15 protein-coding genes are annotated in these 16454 nt (G+C 52.5%); 4 read left to right on the forward strand and 11 right to left on the reverse strand.

The window, feature by feature from the left end; translation table 11 throughout:
- Positions 1–14 precede the first annotated feature (14 nt).
- Positions 15–1364: a guanine/hypoxanthine transporter GhxP gene (gene ghxP, locus KQJ18_RS07595; RefSeq protein ID WP_038636284.1), complete on the reverse strand. Its 1350-nt coding sequence runs from the start codon at positions 1362–1364 to the stop codon at positions 15–17.
- Positions 1365–1973: 609 nt separating this feature from the next.
- Positions 1974–2432 (reverse strand): redox-sensitive transcriptional activator SoxR, encoded by a 459-nt coding sequence (gene soxR, locus KQJ18_RS07600; RefSeq protein WP_003826630.1) that lies wholly within the window; start codon positions 2430–2432, stop codon positions 1974–1976.
- A gap of 86 nt (positions 2433–2518) precedes the next feature.
- On the opposite strand from soxR, the gene soxS reads away from it, so the two are divergent.
- Positions 2519–2842 (forward strand): superoxide response transcriptional regulator SoxS, encoded by a 324-nt coding sequence (gene soxS / locus KQJ18_RS07605; RefSeq protein ID WP_005132611.1) that lies wholly within the window; start codon positions 2519–2521, stop codon positions 2840–2842.
- Between the two features lie 2 nt (positions 2843–2844).
- Here soxS and KQJ18_RS07610 read toward each other — a convergent pair whose 3' ends face one another.
- Positions 2845–4431, reverse strand: coding sequence for an EAL domain-containing protein (locus KQJ18_RS07610; protein ID WP_038636279.1), 1587 nt, complete (start codon positions 4429–4431; stop codon positions 2845–2847).
- 551 nt (positions 4432–4982) lie between these two features.
- Between KQJ18_RS07610 and KQJ18_RS07615 the strand changes: the two genes are divergently transcribed.
- A complete protein-coding gene (locus KQJ18_RS07615; RefSeq protein WP_038636276.1) occupies positions 4983–5264 on the forward strand; it encodes a YjcB family protein in 282 nt (93 codons plus the stop codon).
- A 65-nt stretch (positions 5265–5329) separates the two neighbouring features.
- Here the strand turns inward: KQJ18_RS07615 and ssb1 are convergent, their stop codons facing one another.
- Positions 5330–5854: a single-stranded DNA-binding protein SSB1 gene (gene ssb1 / locus KQJ18_RS07620; RefSeq protein ID WP_003826621.1), complete on the reverse strand. Its 525-nt coding sequence runs from the start codon at positions 5852–5854 to the stop codon at positions 5330–5332.
- Positions 5855–6105: 251 nt separating this feature from the next.
- Between ssb1 and uvrA the strand changes: the two genes are divergently transcribed.
- A complete protein-coding gene (gene uvrA / locus KQJ18_RS07625; protein ID WP_038636273.1) occupies positions 6106–8928 on the forward strand; it encodes an excinuclease ABC subunit UvrA in 2823 nt (940 codons plus the stop codon).
- 85 nt (positions 8929–9013) lie between these two features.
- Here uvrA and KQJ18_RS07630 read toward each other — a convergent pair whose 3' ends face one another.
- The 5 genes from KQJ18_RS07630 to dnaB form a co-directional block, all read right to left on the reverse strand.
- The gene (locus KQJ18_RS07630; protein WP_038636271.1) at positions 9014–9370 is read right to left on the reverse strand and encodes an MmcQ/YjbR family DNA-binding protein; all 357 of its coding nucleotides are present in this window, start codon (positions 9368–9370) and stop codon (positions 9014–9016) included.
- 126 nt (positions 9371–9496) lie between these two features.
- On the reverse strand, positions 9497–10210 hold the full coding sequence (gene aphA / locus KQJ18_RS07635) for an acid phosphatase AphA (RefSeq protein WP_038636269.1): 714 nt from the start codon (positions 10208–10210) through the stop codon (positions 9497–9499).
- A gap of 246 nt (positions 10211–10456) precedes the next feature.
- Complete coding sequence (gene tyrB, locus KQJ18_RS07640) at positions 10457–11650, reverse strand: aromatic amino acid transaminase (protein ID WP_038636267.1); 1194 nt, start codon at positions 11648–11650, stop codon at positions 10457–10459.
- A 135-nt stretch (positions 11651–11785) separates the two neighbouring features.
- Positions 11786–12865: an alanine racemase gene (gene alr, locus KQJ18_RS07645; RefSeq protein WP_085049635.1), complete on the reverse strand. Its 1080-nt coding sequence runs from the start codon at positions 12863–12865 to the stop codon at positions 11786–11788.
- Positions 12866–13010: 145 nt separating this feature from the next.
- A complete protein-coding gene (gene dnaB / locus KQJ18_RS07650) occupies positions 13011–14426 on the reverse strand; it encodes a replicative DNA helicase (protein ID WP_003826610.1) in 1416 nt (471 codons plus the stop codon).
- A 64-nt stretch (positions 14427–14490) separates the two neighbouring features.
- Here dnaB and KQJ18_RS07655 point away from each other — a divergent pair, with 64 nt between their 5' ends.
- Positions 14491–15474, forward strand: coding sequence for a quinone oxidoreductase (locus tag KQJ18_RS07655; protein ID WP_150344506.1), 984 nt, complete (start codon positions 14491–14493; stop codon positions 15472–15474).
- 163 nt (positions 15475–15637) lie between these two features.
- Here KQJ18_RS07655 and pspG read toward each other — a convergent pair whose 3' ends face one another.
- On the reverse strand, positions 15638–15880 hold the full coding sequence (gene pspG / locus KQJ18_RS07660; RefSeq protein ID WP_016155352.1) for an envelope stress response protein PspG: 243 nt from the start codon (positions 15878–15880) through the stop codon (positions 15638–15640).
- Positions 15881–16014: 134 nt separating this feature from the next.
- Positions 16015–16454 (reverse strand): tRNA-dihydrouridine synthase (locus KQJ18_RS07665; protein ID WP_216421776.1); only part of this gene is annotated, 440 nt, incomplete at its 5' end.

Consider the following 16454-nt stretch of genomic DNA (forward strand, 5'->3'; position numbering starts at 1 on the left):
TCATCGAAGCAAAATCAAATAGCCCAACCGCCCGCGTAAAAGGCCACCAGCGCGATAGCAATCACCACCGTACCGATGTTCAGTTTGCGCCATTCGCCAGAGACAATGCGACCAATGACCAGGGTAGCAAAACCAATCATAATGCCGGTAACGATGTTACAGGTCAGGACGATAAATACAGCAGTGACCAGACCCGCCATCGCGTCGACAAAGTCAGCAAAGTCGATTTTCGCCACGTTGCTCAGCATCAGCAGCCCCACATACATCAACGCAGGCGCCGTTGCGTAAACAGGAACAAGATAAGAGAGCGGAGAAAGGAACAGGATCAGCAGGAACAATACGCCAACGGTGATCGCCGTCAGGCCGGTCTTGCCGCCTGCCGCCGTACCCGCTGCGGATTCAATGTAAACCGCCGCCGGTGCAGCCCCTACCAGACCAGAGAACACGCTGCTCAGGGAGTCGGTGGTCAGCGCTTTGCCGCCATCGATAATTTGTCCGTCTTTATCCAACAGATTCGCCTGTCCGGCTACCGCGCGGATGGTTCCGGTCGCATCGAAGACCGCGGTCATGACCAACGCCAGCACGCTCGGCAGAACGATCGGGTTCAGTGCGCCCATAATATCCAGGCTGCCGATCAGCGAGTTGCCGTTTTCATCGCTCAGCGACGGCATGGCAAAAATACCGGAGAAATGTACGGCCGGATCGAAAATCAGGCCGACGATGGAGATACCGATAATGGTCAGCAGGATGCCGCCCGGTACTTTCAGTTTTTCGAGACCAATAATCACCGCCAGACCAACCAGCGACATAATCACCGGGAAGGTATCGAAGTCGCCCAGCGCAACCGGCAGGCCGTCCAGCGGGTTCTTAATCACCAGACCAACGCCATTGGCCGCAATCAATAGCAGGAACAGGCCGATACCAATCCCCGTACCGTGCGCAACGCCCTGCGGCAGATTGCGCAGGATCCAGCTACGGATACCAGTCGCAGAAATGATGGTAAACAGAACCCCCATCAGGAACACCGCGCCCAGCGCTACGGGCACGCTAATATGTTGTCCCAGTACCAGGCTGAATGCGGTAAACGCGGTCAGCGAAATGGCGCAGCCAATCGCCAACGGCAGGTTCGCCCACAGGCCCATCACAATAGAACCGACGCCCGCAACCAGACAGGTTGCCACAAACACAGCGGCAGGCGGGAATCCGGCTTTACCCAGCATCCCCGGAACCACGATAACGGAGTAGACCATGGCCAGGAACGTCGTTAATCCGGCAACGACTTCTTGACGAACGGTACTGCCGCGATGCGAAATTTTAAACCAGGCGTCGAGTGAACCGCCGGTACGCGCTGAAGGCGTAGACATAGAAAACATCCCCTGAGAGTTTATTTTTTCGTCATTATGCGTGGTGGACAATCCACTGCCTGCTAAACGATTTCTCCATGTGCCAGCTTTGCGTCAATAGGGGTGTCGCAAAAAAGCAAACGTTTAGCTCCGCGCATAAAAAACGGGTGATAAAAAAAAGCAAACGATTATCCAGCGATCATACGTTGGTTTTCAACTGAACTTTGCCGCTTTTTACTCATTTCTTCTTATAATGCGCAAGAAATAGCCAGACGATGCGCAAACGTTATCGTCAATGCGCAATCTGGCAACAAATTTCGCTGAGTTATTACAAGATTTGCATTTATTTTTCACGCCTGCTCGCGCAAAAAAATGCATGAAGATGCGGAAAAATTTTTGGCTAAAAAGCAATCAATTCACTGGCAAATAGAGAGGGGTGGCTTACACTTACATTATCAACACAGACCGGAACCTCCCCAAACGTGCTCGACTGAGGGGTGTTGATGTCGGGGGAAACCCTCCCGTGAACCAACGGGATAGAGTGAAAGACAAAGACCGGAACCAAACTAAAGCGCCCTCTGTGGCGCTTTAGTTTTATACCCGTTATATCCGCCACATACTTTAAACCAATCAATCATCTTCCAGCAGGCGCGCCCCGGTCCCCTGCTCGCCAAGCTGATCGCCAGGGTTACGCAACGGGCAATCACTGCGGGATAAACAGCCGCAGCCAATACACCCATCCAGCTCATCGCGTAACGCCACCAGAGTATGAATGCGTCGGTCTAACTCCTCGCGCCATTGCGAAGAGAGCTGCTTCCACTCTTTGGCGCTGAGCGAATGCCCTTCAGGTAATACACCTAACGCGTCGCCGATCGTGGCCAGTGGAATGCCGATACGTTGGGCAATCTTGATAATCGCGACATAACGCAACACATCGCGTTTGTATCGACGCTGATTGCCGCTGTTGCGCATACTGCTGATTAATCCTTTGCTTTCATAGAAATGCAGGGTCGATACCGCCACACCGCTACGCTTTGCAACTTCACCTGGCGTGAGCAACGCTTTTATCCGGGGTAATTTCTTTTCCATAAATCGCTTTACCTCAAGTTAACTTGAGGAATTATACTCGCCCACAGACAAAACGACGAATCGAACACTGAGAAAGAGGCAACTCTATGTCCCATCAGCAGATTATTCAGACCCTTATTGAATGGATTGATGAACATATCGATCAACCGCTGAACATTGAGGCGGTTGCGAAAAAATCAGGTTACTCAAAGTGGTATTTGCAGAGAATGTTCCGCACGGTGATGCGTCAGACGCTGGGTGACTACATCCGCCAACGTCGGCTTCTGCTGGCCGCCGTTGAACTACGGACGACCGAACGGCCTATATTCGATATTGCGATGGATCTTGGCTATGTATCGCAGCAAACCTTCTCGCGCGTATTTCGCCGAGAGTTTGATCGTACTCCCAGCGATTACCGCCACCGCCTGTAAAATTATTGCCCGCTCTGCGTCAGTATGGCGGGCGAGCGTTTTATCCAACGCATGAACTCCTGCGGCGGCAGCGCCTTCGCAAAATACCAGCCCTGGCAATACTGTACGCCGTGTTCAAGCAACCACCCGATTTGCTCCGCCGTTTCCACCCCTTCCGCAATCGTCTTCAGGTTTAGGCTTTGCGCCATCTCGATGATATGTTCGGCAATCAAGTGACTGGTGCTGTTAGTGGCCAGCGTGCTAATAAACGATTTGTCGATCTTCAGGATATCGATATTCAACGCTGACAAATTATGGAGGTTGGAATATCCCGTGCCAAAATCGTCAAACGCCACTTCAAAACCGGCCTGCCGAAACGCCTGGATGATGGGTGTCATTTTATGTACATCGATAAAGCCGCGCTCCGTCACCTCAACTTTAATTTGCTGGGCCGCCACGGAGTACTCATGGTTTTTTTCGGCAATCAGAGCAATCAGTCGGGATGAATGAAAGTCAGAAGCCGAGAGGTTAATCGAGATATACAACTGAGGATTCGCCGAAAGAAAAGCCCCTAAATCTTTGAAGACCTCCTCAACAACGTAATCCGTGATCTGCTCAATCATCCCCTCTTTTTCCGCCAGCGGAATAAACTCCGTCGGGCTCATCACCTCGCCGTTACAGCCTGGCCAGCGTAGCAAAGCCTCGGCCCCGACACATTGTCCATTTTTGATGTCAATGATCGGCTGATAGTACAGACAAAGCTGACGTTTCTTGATCGCACGTTTTAATAAGCGGCGGGGAGAGAGGTATTCCTGACGCGTACGCCACCACATGAGCAGTATCAGGATGCTGCAGATAATCCCAAAGGGGATCGTTAACGCCGCCTCATGATAGAAAATCTGATTCACACGAGCGTCGGAGGTCGAAACAATAATCGCGATGGGGCGTTTTTCTGAATGTACGATGGTATAGAATCGCTCGCCCTGCTGGAATGTTGAGGATTCACCGCTTATCAGCGGCGAGAACTGCGCAATATTCGCCCCTTCGCTGGCAGAGAAAAAGGTGTCCGTTACCGTGTCATACACTCCCCAGGACAGATCCGGATCATCAGACATGACTTCGCTGTAAGATAATGGATTGATGACGACAACGTAGTTTCCTCGTTGCATGTACGTCATTTTGTAGCCAGCGAAAAAGGGGGTGTCGCGGTAGTAATAGATGAAGACGTCTGGCGCGCGTTTATAGTCGGCTGTCGCCATAATATATGGGACTCGCGGCATCATTGACGTAGAGCACAAAAAATGATCGCCCTGCGCATAAATTAGCTCACTGATATATAAACGACCACGAATAATATTCAGCATACTTTTCTGATGGGCAGGGGTACACATCTTACCCTGATACAACTGGGCCATATCACGCGCTAAATCAGCCTGGAGGATCACCAATTCCGTTTTATTTAACACCAGTTGAGCAAAAGAGCTGAGTTGATTACGGGTTTCGGACATCGCCCGGATGTGAGCAAACCATAACGCCAGCACCACGGGGAGCAATACCACCATGAATGTTCCGAAGAACTTCAGCATCTTGCGTCGCGCACTGTGATTCATGTCAGCCCTATTTCCCTGTTTCGTATATGCCAGAACCCATTAGGCGGGATGCTATAAACACTGACTGATTAAGTTGCATGAATCTATCATTATTAGCAACAGACTTCTCTATGTAAAAGTCTGATAATAGTTGATGATGATATTATTTTTCCGTAAGGCAAACTTAAAGTTATGCTTATTTCATAACATTATTATCAACAAGTAGTAATTTTTTATGAGCATTATCCTGGTCGTGTTTAAGAAATTCATTAAATTTCTTAACGAATAATTTAGGATAAACATAACAGGTAATCCATATGCATCTTTTTATTGGATTATTTGTTATCGTTTTTTTTATTAAAAATAACCATGCAAATAAAATGGTTATTATCCTGCAAAAATAACCTCTAACACTGGTGAACAAACGAGCAAATGTGATATAGTTCACACAATTCATGTAACAGAAACAATGTTTCATTCGTGTTATTGCCCGTCGAGAGCCAGAGTACTACACCCTCGGTGAACACCCCCGCGCTGTCATGGGCATCAAGACTTTCTGAGGACGTTTTTTCATGGCAACGATAACAACTGGCGTGGTTCTTCTGCGATGGCAGCTACTCAGCGCGGTGCTGATGTTTTTAGCCAGCACGCTCAATATCCGTTTTCGTAAATCAGATTATATTGGCCTGGCCGTCATTAGTAGCGGTTTGGGACTGGTTTTCGCCTGCTGGTTTGCAACCGGGCTGCTCGGCATAACCCTGGTGGATATGTCCGCAATCTGGAAGAACATTGAAAATGTGATGGTTGAAGTGATGAGCCACACACCGCCAGACTGGCCGATGGTGTTGAACTGATAAAAAATCACATATGGCTACCCCTGTTTTGAGGTAGCCATAATTTTTCGTATAAAGCAGAAAAATTAGAACGGAATATCGTCGTCAAAATCCATCGGCGGCTCGTTAGACGGCGCTGCCGGAGCTGACTGCTGCGGGCGAGACTGCGCGCCGCCGCTGAACTGATTGCCGCCCTGCGGCTGCTGAGGCTGACCCCAACCGCCCTGCTGCTGACCGCCACCTGCCGGAGCACCACCACCCTGACGACCACCCAGCATTTGCATGGTGCCGCCAACGTTAACCACAACTTCAGTGGTGTACTTTTCTACGCCGGACTGATCGGTCCATTTGCGGGTACGCAACTGGCCTTCGATATAGACCTGAGAACCTTTACGCAGATATTCGCTGGCTACTTCCGCCAGTTTGCCGAACAGCACGACACGGTGCCATTCAGTCTGCTCTTTCATTTCGCCGGTCGCTTTATCACGCCAGGATTCGGAAGTAGCCAGCGTAATGTTGGCAACTGCGCCACCATTCGGCATATAGCGTACTTCCGGGTCCTGGCCCAGATTACCGACGAGAATCACCTTGTTTACGCCTCTGCTGGCCATGATCGTGTCTCCTGAAAAACGTTACTGAATAAGTGTAAGCGCGGGATTGTAGCATTTCCAATAGCGCTTTTACTACGTTGCGAGATCGATTCCAGTAAACAACCCCGGATAGACATTGTTGCACAGACACCTGCGTTTTGCATTCCAATACTGTATATCCATTCAGGTTAGGTTGTGTCATAATTAACCGTTTGTGATCGCCGGTAGCACCATGCAGCCAGGCAAAAAAGCGTTTAATCCGGGAAAGATGAATGGATAAGATCGAAGTTCGGGGCGCCCGCACCCATAATCTCAAAAACATCAACCTCGTCATCCCGCGCGACAAGCTGATTGTCGTCACCGGGCTTTCGGGCTCAGGCAAATCTTCGCTCGCTTTCGACACCTTGTATGCCGAAGGACAGCGTCGTTACGTTGAATCCCTTTCCGCGTACGCGCGTCAGTTTCTGTCACTGATGGAAAAGCCGGATGTCGACCACATTGAGGGGCTGTCTCCCGCCATCTCAATCGAGCAAAAATCGACATCCCATAACCCGCGATCCACGGTAGGTACGATTACCGAAATTCACGACTATCTGCGCCTGCTGTTTGCCCGCGTTGGCGAACCGCGCTGCCCGGATCACGACGTTCCCCTGGCGGCGCAGACCGTGAGTCAGATGGTGGACAACGTCCTGTCGCAGCCGGAAGGCAAGCGTCTGATGCTGCTGGCGCCGATAATTAAAGAGCGTAAAGGCGAGCACACCAAAACGCTGGAAAACCTGGCGGGTCAGGGCTATATCCGCGCCCGTATCGACGGGGAAGTGTGCGACCTGTCCGATCCGCCCAAGCTTGAGCTGCAAAAGAAACACACCATTGAAGTGGTGATTGACCGCTTTAAAGTACGTGACGATCTCACCCAGCGCCTGGCGGAATCGTTTGAAACCGCGCTGGAACTGTCCGGCGGTACGGCAGTGGTTGCCGATATGGACGACCCGAAAGCGGAAGAGCTGCTGTTCTCTGCCAACTTCGCCTGCCCGATCTGCGGCTACAGCATGCGCGAACTGGAACCGCGTCTGTTTTCATTCAACAACCCGGCGGGCGCATGCCCGACCTGTGACGGCCTCGGCGTACAACAGTATTTCGATCCTGACCGGGTGATTCAAAACCCGGAACTGTCGCTGGCCGGTGGCGCTATCCGCGGCTGGGATCGCCGCAACTTCTACTACTTCCAGATGCTTAAGTCACTGGCGGAACACTATAAATTCGACGTCGAAGCCCCATGGGCCAGCCTGAACCCCGCCGTGCATAAAGTGGTGCTGTACGGTTCCGGTAAAGAGAATATCGAATTTAAATACATGAACGATCGCGGCGATACGTCCGTACGTCGCCATCCGTTCGAAGGCGTATTGCACAATATGGAGCGCCGTTATAAAGAGACGGAATCCAGCGCGGTACGCGAGGAATTAGCCAAATTCATCAGCAACCGCCCGTGCGCCAGCTGTGAAGGGACGCGTTTGCGCCGGGAAGCCCGCCACGTATTTGTTGAAAATACGCCGCTGCCCGCAATTTCCGACATGAGCATCGGTCATGCGATGGATTTCTTCAACAACCTGAAGCTTGCCGGTCAGCGAGCGAAGATTGCAGAGAAAATTCTTAAAGAGATTGGCGATCGTCTGAAATTCCTGGTCAACGTCGGCCTCAACTACCTGACGCTGTCGCGTTCAGCGGAAACGCTCTCCGGCGGCGAAGCCCAGCGTATTCGTCTGGCAAGCCAGATCGGCGCGGGTCTGGTCGGCGTGATGTACGTCCTGGATGAACCGTCTATTGGTCTGCATCAGCGCGATAACGAACGTCTGTTGGGCACGCTCATCCATCTGCGTAATCTGGGTAATACCGTGATTGTGGTCGAGCACGATGAAGATGCGATTCGCGCCGCTGACCACGTTATCGATATCGGCCCGGGCGCTGGCGTTCACGGCGGCCAGGTGGTTGCCGAAGGGACGCTCGACGACATCATGGCGGTGCCTGAGTCGCTGACCGGCCAGTACATGAGCGGTAAGCGTAAAATTGAAGTACCGAAACAGCGCGTGGCGGCCGATCCGGAAAAAGTGCTGAAGCTTACCGGCGCGCGCGGCAACAACCTGAAAGATGTCACCCTGACGCTGCCGGTTGGCCTGTTCACCTGCATTACCGGGGTTTCTGGTTCCGGTAAATCGACGCTGATCAACGACACGCTGTTCCCGATTGCGCAGACAGCGCTGAACGGCGCCACGCTGGCTGAACCTGCGCCGTACCGCGATGTTCAGGGCTTGGAACATTTCGACAAAGTGATCGACATTGACCAAAGCCCGATTGGTCGTACTCCGCGATCCAACCCGGCAACCTACACCGGTGTGTTTACGCCGGTGCGCGAACTGTTTGCTGGCGTACCAGAATCCCGCGCGCGCGGTTACACGCCGGGCCGTTTCAGCTTTAACGTTCGCGGCGGACGCTGTGAAGCCTGTCAGGGCGACGGCGTGATCAAAGTTGAAATGCACTTCCTGCCGGATATCTACGTGCCGTGCGACCAGTGTAAAGGCAAGCGCTATAACCGCGAAACGCTGGAGATTAAGTACAAGGGCAAGACCATCCACGAAGTGCTGGATATGACCATTGAAGAAGCACGCGAGTTCTTCGATGCCGTCCCAGCGCTGGCGCGTAAGCTACAAACGCTGATGGACGTGGGCCTGACGTATATCCGTCTCGGCCAGTCGGCCACTACGCTCTCCGGCGGCGAAGCGCAGCGCGTGAAGCTGGCGCGCGAACTGTCAAAACGCGGCACCGGGCAGACGTTGTATATCCTTGATGAACCGACCACCGGTCTGCATTTTGCGGATATTCAGCAGTTACTGGACGTGCTGCATCAGTTGCGCGATCAGGGCAACACCATCGTGGTGATTGAGCACAATCTGGACGTAATCAAAACCGCTGACTGGATTGTCGATCTCGGTCCGGAAGGCGGTAGCGGCGGCGGGGAAATTCTGGTCTCCGGCACGCCAGAAACGGTCGCTGAGTGTGAAGCTTCACACACGGCCCGCTTCCTCAAACCGCTGTTGTAATTGCGCAACACTTATCTGGCCTACAGAATATGCATAATGTCTTGTAGGCCGGATAAGGCGCTTGCGCCGCATCCGGCGAAACAGATCAGGGCTGCGCCAATATCCGACGTTTATCTTCCGGCAGCGTGTTTACCGCCAGCTGATAAGAGGCATCAACCAGATAATAAATCTGCGAATCCGGCAGCGAGCCGTCCAGATACACCGTGCTCCAGTGCGCTTTATTCAGATGCCTGCTTGGTCGTACATCGCTATGCTGCTGACGCAGTAATTCCGCCAGTTCAGGGCTGGTTTTCAGAGAGACCGCCGGGCGTTCTTCTACCTCTTTTACCATGGCAAAGAGTACATCTTCGACTTTGATTTGTGTGGCTTTCCAGTCACTGTGCACGCTCTGCTCCGCGCCCGTTTTTGCCATGCAGTATTGCAGCAACTCCGAATTCGTCATCTTTATTCCCCTTACCAGCACTCGCCTAATGAGAACATCGTTTATTCAGTGTGCAGCAAGTCCGCAAAAGGTAAAAGCCGGCAACGCAAATTTGTTTAAAAAACCACCAAACAGCAGCCTGCGCCTTTAATACTCAGAATTTACGATCACCTCTTCACCAAACGCGCCGGCCTGGGGTAGCGGTTTATAGGTGGAGTTGGAAGCACGTAAAATACGAATACCGCGAATACCCACGTCGCGAGCGGCGGTGATGTCATTGTCAGAATCGCCGTAGAACATGCGCACGTTTTTATCCTGTAACCACTGCGTTTTGGTGTTCTGGCCCGGCTTGTCGCCGGCAAAAATGACCGGATTCATATTAGCGGCCGGGATGTGAAAGTTATCAGCCAGCGTTTTCGATACCGTTTCAGTCTTCGTCGGGCTACGTCCGGTGACGAAGAAAATGCTATCGCCACGACGCACATGCATATCAATTAACTGGCGCGCCACTTCTTTTGGAATACTGAACTCGTCCCAGCCGTTGTTCATTTTCTCCCAGAAAGCCGGATTCTTCAGGTAATCTTCACTGTCCGGAGAGTACGTTTTCTTACCGCGCCAGAAGCCCGGACTGGAAAAAAGGACGGTATCATCGATATCAAACCCGACGGCCATCGGCGGGCGTCCAGTCAGACTGTTTTCAATTTGCGCCACGGAAACCCAGTGAATGGGGGCCTGCTCGGCGAGTTTTGCAACGTTGGTGCCTGGATTGAGCTGCGAGGGAGAAGAAACTAATGCCTGAGCAGGCTGATTTAACGTGAACAATAAACAAACGGCACTCAGTGCCAACGTAAACTTGCGCATATTTTTCCCTAAGTAGTCAGTTAGTTATCATTTTTTTATTAACAACTGGTCAAAAAACTATCTGACCTTACCCCCTGAGGGAAGGGAAAGGAAGGATTTTCTCTGGTTTTGTTACAGAAAAAGAGCACGATCACACAGAAAAGCATGCCTGATGGCGCTACGCTTATCCGGCCTACAAACGAAAAAAAACCAATGCTCTTGTAGGCCGGGTAAAGCGTTGACGCCGCCATCCGGCAAACCAGATTGTTACATAACGGCAGCAAAGGCCTTCGCCACGCGCTGCACGTTAGCGTGATTCAATCCGGCCACGCACATACGACCACTGGCAATCAGGTACACACCAAACTCATCACGCAGGCGATCGACCTGAGCGGCGCTAAGCCCGGTATAGCTGAACATTCCGCGCTGTTGCAGCAGATAGTCAAAGTTACGGCCAGGAATTTCAGCGCTCAGCACGTTAACCAGCTCCTGGCGCATTGCCAGAATGCGGGTACGCATCTCTTCGACTTCCGCCAGCCAGCTGGCTTTCAGCGCGTCATCACCCAGTACCGTAGCGACCACCTGCGCACCAAAGTTCGGCGGGCTGGAGTAGTTACGACGTACGGTCGCTTTTAATTGCCCGAGAACGCGGCTTGCCGCATCGGCGTCTTCACATACCACAGACAGCCCACCGACGCGCTCGCCGTATAAAGAGAAAATTTTAGAAAATGAGTTACTGACCAGAGCGGGTAATCCGGCGCTGGCTATAGAGCGGATCGCGTAAGCATCGTCTTGCATTCCGCCGCCAAAGCCCTGATAGGCAATGTCGAGGAACGGGATCAGATCGCGCGATTTCAGAATCTCAATAACGGCATCCCATTGCGCAGGGGTTAAATCTGCACCGGTCGGGTTATGGCAGCACGGATGCAGCAGCACGATGCTGCGCGCTGGTAAGGTATTCAGCGTGGCCAGCAGGTCATTGAAACGTACCCCGTTGGTTTCATTGTCATACCAGGGGTAAGTACTCACTTCGAATCCAGCCCCTTCAAAAATCGCAATATGGTTTTCCCATGTTGGATCGCTGACCCATACGCCAGAGTCAGGGAAATAGCGTTTCAGGAAGTCTGCGCCAATTTTTAGCGCCCCGGAACCACCCAGCGTCTGAATGGTTGCGACACGCTGTTGCAGGAGAACCGGATGATCCGCGCCAAACAGCAGCGGCGCAATGGTATTACGATACGTGTTCAGACCTTCCATCGGTAGATACAGCGAAGCGCCATGCGGTTGGGCATTGAGTCGGGCTTCCGCCTCCGCCACAGCTTTAAGCTGAGGAATAATGCCGTCTTCGTTGTAGTACAGACCAATGCTGAGGTTCACTTTGTCGCTACGTGAATCTTCTTTGAATCGCTCCATGAGCGATAAAATCGGGTCGCCAGCGTAGGCGTCAACTTTTTGAAACACGAGGTGGTTCTCCAGGTTTACAGGCAGAGGATAAGAACACAATAAACCGGAAGCGGAAGAAGATCGAGAGGATGTTGCAGTTGGCGAGCATATTGCCGGATGGCGGCGTTCCCGCCTGTCCGGCATATCATGAACTTAGTCGATATACTTCATCGCCACCCTTGAGGTCAGGCGCGTGATAAGTTCGTAAGCACTTACTTTCGTCATTTCAGCAATGCGTTCCACGGGCAAACCTTCACCCCAAAGAATCACTGAATCACCGGCCTTATCCTGTGCCTCAGGGCCTAAATCGACGCAGATCATATCCATCGCGACGCGACCAACGATCGGCACTTCACGGCCATTGACCAGCACCGGTGTTCCAGACGGCGCCGCACGCGGGTAACCATCACCATAACCCATTGCCACCACGCCTAAACGCGTGTCGCGCTCGCTCTGCCAGGTACCGCCATAGCCGACCGGTTCGCCCGCTTTGTGCTCACGCACCGCAATCAGGCTGGAGGTTAGCGACATCACCGGCTGGCAGCCAAAATCGGCACCGATAGAGTGGTTTTCCAACGGTGAGACGCCGTACAGAATCAGCCCCGGACGCGCCCAGTCGAAGTGAGATTGCGGCCACAGCAGAATACCACCGGATGCGGCAATCGAACGCTGCCCCGGTTTGCCTTCACAGAAGCTATTAAAGATATCGAGCTGCTTTTCAGTCGCGCCACACTCAGGCTCGTCCGCGCGTGCAAAGTGGCTGACGATATTGACCGGCTGGCGCACATTTTCACATTGCGTCAGGCGCTGATAAAACGCCTCGGCCTGCTCAGGACGCACGCCCAGGCGGTGCATGCCCGTGTCGAGCTTCATCCAGACGGTGACCGGTTCAGCCAGTTTTGCGGCCTCCAGGGCCTCGAGCTGCTCCAGGTTGTGTACGGCGGTATGCAGACGCTGCGCGGAGATAGTCGGCAGATCGGTGGCATCGAAAAAACCTTCCAGCAACAGGATAGGCTGTGTGATCCCACCCGCGCGCAGCCGCAGGGCTTCTTCAAGACGAGCGACACCAAAAGCGTCCGCATCGGGGAGCGTTCGCGCGGTCTCTAACAGACCATGGCCGTAAGCGTTCGCTTTCACGACCGCAACCAGTTTACTGGCAGGAGCCAGTTCACGCAGACGTTGCAGGTTGTGTCGCAGAGCGCGGCGGTTAATAACTACAGTTGCCGCTTGCATTTGTATTCCTTAATAAAAGAATCTCCTAAATCATTCGTGTTGCAGAAAGGCGACAAGCCTGAGAATCCCCGGAAGCTTAGTAAACTAAGTGACCGGGGTGAACGGGCGAAGTCAACGCATCTGCAGCATGAAGGATGACGGAGATTTATTCGTCATCGTATTGTGGGCCCGCATAGTTGTCGAATCGCGACCACTGTCCGTTAAACGTCAGGCGAACCGTTCCGATCGGACCGTTACGCTGCTTACCAATAATAATTTCGGCGATGCCTTTTAAGTCGCTGTTTTCGTGATAAACCTCATCACGATAGATAAACATGATTAAGTCGGCATCCTGCTCGATGGAGCCGGATTCACGCAGATCCGAGTTGACCGGACGCTTGTCGGCGCGTTGTTCCAGAGAGCGGTTAAGCTGCGACAGCGCCACCACCGGCACATGCAGTTCTTTCGCTAACGCTTTCAGCGAGCGGGAAATTTCAGCAATTTCCAACGTACGGTTGTCGGAAAGCGACGGCACGCGCATCAGTTGCAGGTAGTCGATCATGATAAGTCCGATACCGCCGTGTTCACGGGCGATACGACGGGCACGCGAACGCACTTCCGTTGGCGTCAGGCCGGAGGAGTCATCAATATAGATGTTTCGTTTCTCCAGCAAAATACCCATTGTTCCGGAAATTCGCGCCCAGTCTTCGTCATCCAGTTGACCAGTACGAATTTTTGTTTGGTCTACGCGTGAAAGCGAGGCCAGGGAACGCATCATGATCTGCTCTGAGGGCATTTCAAGACTAAAGATAAGAACCGGCTTATCCTGCAACATCGCCGCATTTTCGACGAGGTTCATTGCAAATGTCGTTTTACCCATCGACGGACGCGCGGCGACGATGATGAGGTCTGACGGCTGCAAACCAGCGGTTTTTTTGTTGAGGTCGTCATAACCGGTGTTCACCCCGGTGACGCCGTCGTGCGGCTGCTGGAATAGCTGCTCGATACGCGCGACGGTAGCGTCGAGCACATCGGTAATGTTTTTCGGGCCTTCGTCTTTGTTGGCGCGGCTTTCAGCGATTTTAAAGACGCGAGACTCCGCGAGATCCAGCAGGTCTTCACTGGAACGTCCTTGCGGATCGAATCCGGCTTCCGCAATTTCGTTCGCGACCGAAATCATGTCACGGACAACGGCACGTTCGCGGACGATATCCGCATAAGCGCTAATGTTGGCCGCACTTGGCGTATTTTTCGATAACTCAGCCAGGTACGCAAAACCGCCGACGCTGTCCAGTTGGCCCTGAACCTCCAGCGACTCTGCCAGGGTAATCAGATCGATGGGTTTTCCCATCTCCTGCAGGCGATGCATTTCCGTAAAGATATGCCGGTGCGGGCGGGTATAAAAATCCTCCGCGACCACGCGTTCGGCCACGTCATCCCAGCGTTCGTTATCCAGCATTAAACCGCCCAACACCGACTGTTCCGCTTCAATCGAGTGCGGCGGTACTTTCAGCCCGGCGACCTGGGGATCGCGCTCACGAGCATCAGTCTGTTGTTTGTTGAAGGGTTTATTTCCTGCCATAGTGAATGGAGTTACCGAGATAATGATTGGGTCGAAAGATTACCACATTTCTTTTGGAGGAAGCATGGCAACACGTATTGAATTTCACAAGCATGGTGGGCCTGATGTACTCAAGGCTGTGGAGTTTACGCCGGTTGACCCGGCGGAAAACGAAATCCAGGTCGAGAATAAAGCGATAGGGATCAACTACATCGACACCTACATCCGCACTGGTCTTTATCCGCCGCCTTCTCTGCCCAGCGGTCTGGGTACCGAAGCCGCAGGCGTGGTCAGCAAAGTTGGCAGCAAAGTGACGCACATCAAAGCTGGCGATCGCGTGGTGTATGCTCAGTCTGCGCTTGGCGCTTACAGCTCAGTGCATAACGTGCCGGCTGATAAAGCCGCTATTCTGCCTAACGCTATCTCGTTTGAACAGGCAGCCGCCTCGTTTCTGAAGGGGCTGACCGTTTTTTACCTGTTGCGCAAAACCTATGAAATCCAGCCTGACGAACCGTTTTTATTCCACGCAGCCGCAGGTGGCGTCGGTCTGATCGCTTGTCAGTGGGCGAAAGCGTTGGGAGCGAAACTGATTGGCACCGTCGGCAATGCGCAAAAAGCGCAAATTGCGCAGCAGGCCGGCGCGTGGCAGGTAATTAACTATCGTGAAGAAAGCATTGTTGAGCGGGTAAAAGAGATCACCGGCGGTAAAAAAGTGCGGGTGGTGTATGACTCGGTGGGGAAAGATACCTGGGAGGCGTCTCTCGATTGTCTGCAGCGCCGCGGACTGATGGTCAGTTTTGGCAACGCGTCCGGACCCGTGACTGGTGTAAATTTAGGGATTCTTAATCAGAAAGGTTCGCTGTACGTGACCCGCCCTTCGCTCCAGGGTTACATCACCAACCACCATGAATTAACCGAAGCCAGCAATGAGCTGTTCTCGCTGATTGCCAGCGGGGTGATCAAAGTGGATGTCGCACCTGGTCAGACATTTGCGCTACACGACGCGCAACGGGCCCATGAAGTGCTGGAAAGTCGCGCCACGCAGGGATCGAGTCTGCTGATCCCGTAAAGAATTAGGGCTTCCCGCAGGAAGCCCTTTCTTTTTTTAGTTCGGCTGTATGTAGGGTACAGCTCGATGAATTCGTTAACCAGGCAATAGTGACAGATTTGATAATCAATTCCTATTTGGTTCTAAAGGCAATGTTTCAGGTTGTGACGGACCACTCAATACCTTAGTAAAATCGGCGGTTATTGCGCTGATACTGTGGGACTTTTGGCGCTTTTATCGCCTTGATCACCCACACCACGGCAACGGCCAGTAACAGCCAGGGCAACAGTTTAATCATCAAGGCAAATAGCCCGCCCAAAAACATGACGACGGTGGCTACCACCAGCGCGGCCAGCACCCCCAGCAACGAGACGCCGGTGACCATCAGCATGATAAAAAATCCAATCACAAAAAGTAGTTCCAGCATGACTCTCTCCCGAAATAAAATACTCTCCATTCCTTTACAAGAAACATGCCAAAGTTAATCTACTGATTTATAAAACAAAACACCCTGTGACAACGCACAGGGTGTGGTTAAATTAACTAACTTTTAGTGAGAAACTAACGCTTATCAGCCACCAGCTTCAAAGCATGTTCCAGGACGTTAATATCGGCTCCGGCTTTATGCGCGTTCTCACTCAGGTAACGACGCCACTGACGTGCGCCGGGGATTCCCTGAAACAGTCCCAGCATATGGCGCGTCACATGCCCCAGATAAGTGCCCTGACTCAGTTCACGCTCAATATATGGGTACATGGCACGCACCACGCCGACCGGATCAGCATCATGAGTAGCAGTAGCAAAAATTTCGCGATCGACTGACGCCAGAATTCCGGGATTTTGATAGGCTTCACGCCCCACCATCACGCCATCCATATGTTGCAGATGCTTTTTCGCTTCTTCCAGCGATTTAATACCGCCGTTGATCGACATCGTCAGATGTGGGAAATCACGCTTTAACTGATAAACACGGTCATAATCCCTGTCTCTTATACACATCT

The sequence above is a fragment of the Citrobacter sp. S55_ASV_140 genome (genome assembly GCF_018919505.1).
Classification (GTDB): Bacteria; Pseudomonadota; Gammaproteobacteria; order Enterobacterales; family Enterobacteriaceae; genus Citrobacter; species Citrobacter werkmanii.

Excerpts from the sequence above, each read along its gene's own strand:
- uvrA (WP_038636273.1), top strand. The coding sequence starts at position 6,106 with ATGGATAAGATCGAAGTTCGGGGCGCCCGCACCCATAATCTCAAAAAC.
- KQJ18_RS07655 (WP_150344506.1), top strand. The coding sequence starts at position 14,491 with ATGGCAACACGTATTGAATTTCACAAGCATGGTGGGCCTGATGTACTC.
- KQJ18_RS07615 (WP_038636276.1), top strand. The coding sequence starts at position 4,983 with ATGGCAACGATAACAACTGGCGTGGTTCTTCTGCGATGGCAGCTACTC.
- alr (WP_085049635.1), bottom strand. The coding sequence starts at position 12,865 with ATGCAAGCGGCAACTGTAGTTATTAACCGCCGCGCTCTGCGACACAAC.
- soxS (WP_005132611.1), top strand. The coding sequence starts at position 2,519 with ATGTCCCATCAGCAGATTATTCAGACCCTTATTGAATGGATTGATGAA.
- ghxP (WP_038636284.1), bottom strand. The coding sequence starts at position 1,364 with ATGTCTACGCCTTCAGCGCGTACCGGCGGTTCACTCGACGCCTGGTTT.
- KQJ18_RS07630 (WP_038636271.1), bottom strand. The coding sequence starts at position 9,370 with ATGACGAATTCGGAGTTGCTGCAATACTGCATGGCAAAAACGGGCGCG.
- ssb1 (WP_003826621.1), bottom strand. The coding sequence starts at position 5,854 with ATGGCCAGCAGAGGCGTAAACAAGGTGATTCTCGTCGGTAATCTGGGC.
- dnaB (WP_003826610.1), bottom strand. The coding sequence starts at position 14,426 with ATGGCAGGAAATAAACCCTTCAACAAACAACAGACTGATGCTCGTGAG.
- KQJ18_RS07610 (WP_038636279.1), bottom strand. The coding sequence starts at position 4,431 with ATGAATCACAGTGCGCGACGCAAGATGCTGAAGTTCTTCGGAACATTC.
- pspG (WP_016155352.1), bottom strand. The coding sequence starts at position 15,880 with ATGCTGGAACTACTTTTTGTGATTGGATTTTTTATCATGCTGATGGTC.
- soxR (WP_003826630.1), bottom strand. The coding sequence starts at position 2,432 with ATGGAAAAGAAATTACCCCGGATAAAAGCGTTGCTCACGCCAGGTGAA.
- aphA (WP_038636269.1), bottom strand. The coding sequence starts at position 10,210 with ATGCGCAAGTTTACGTTGGCACTGAGTGCCGTTTGTTTATTGTTCACG.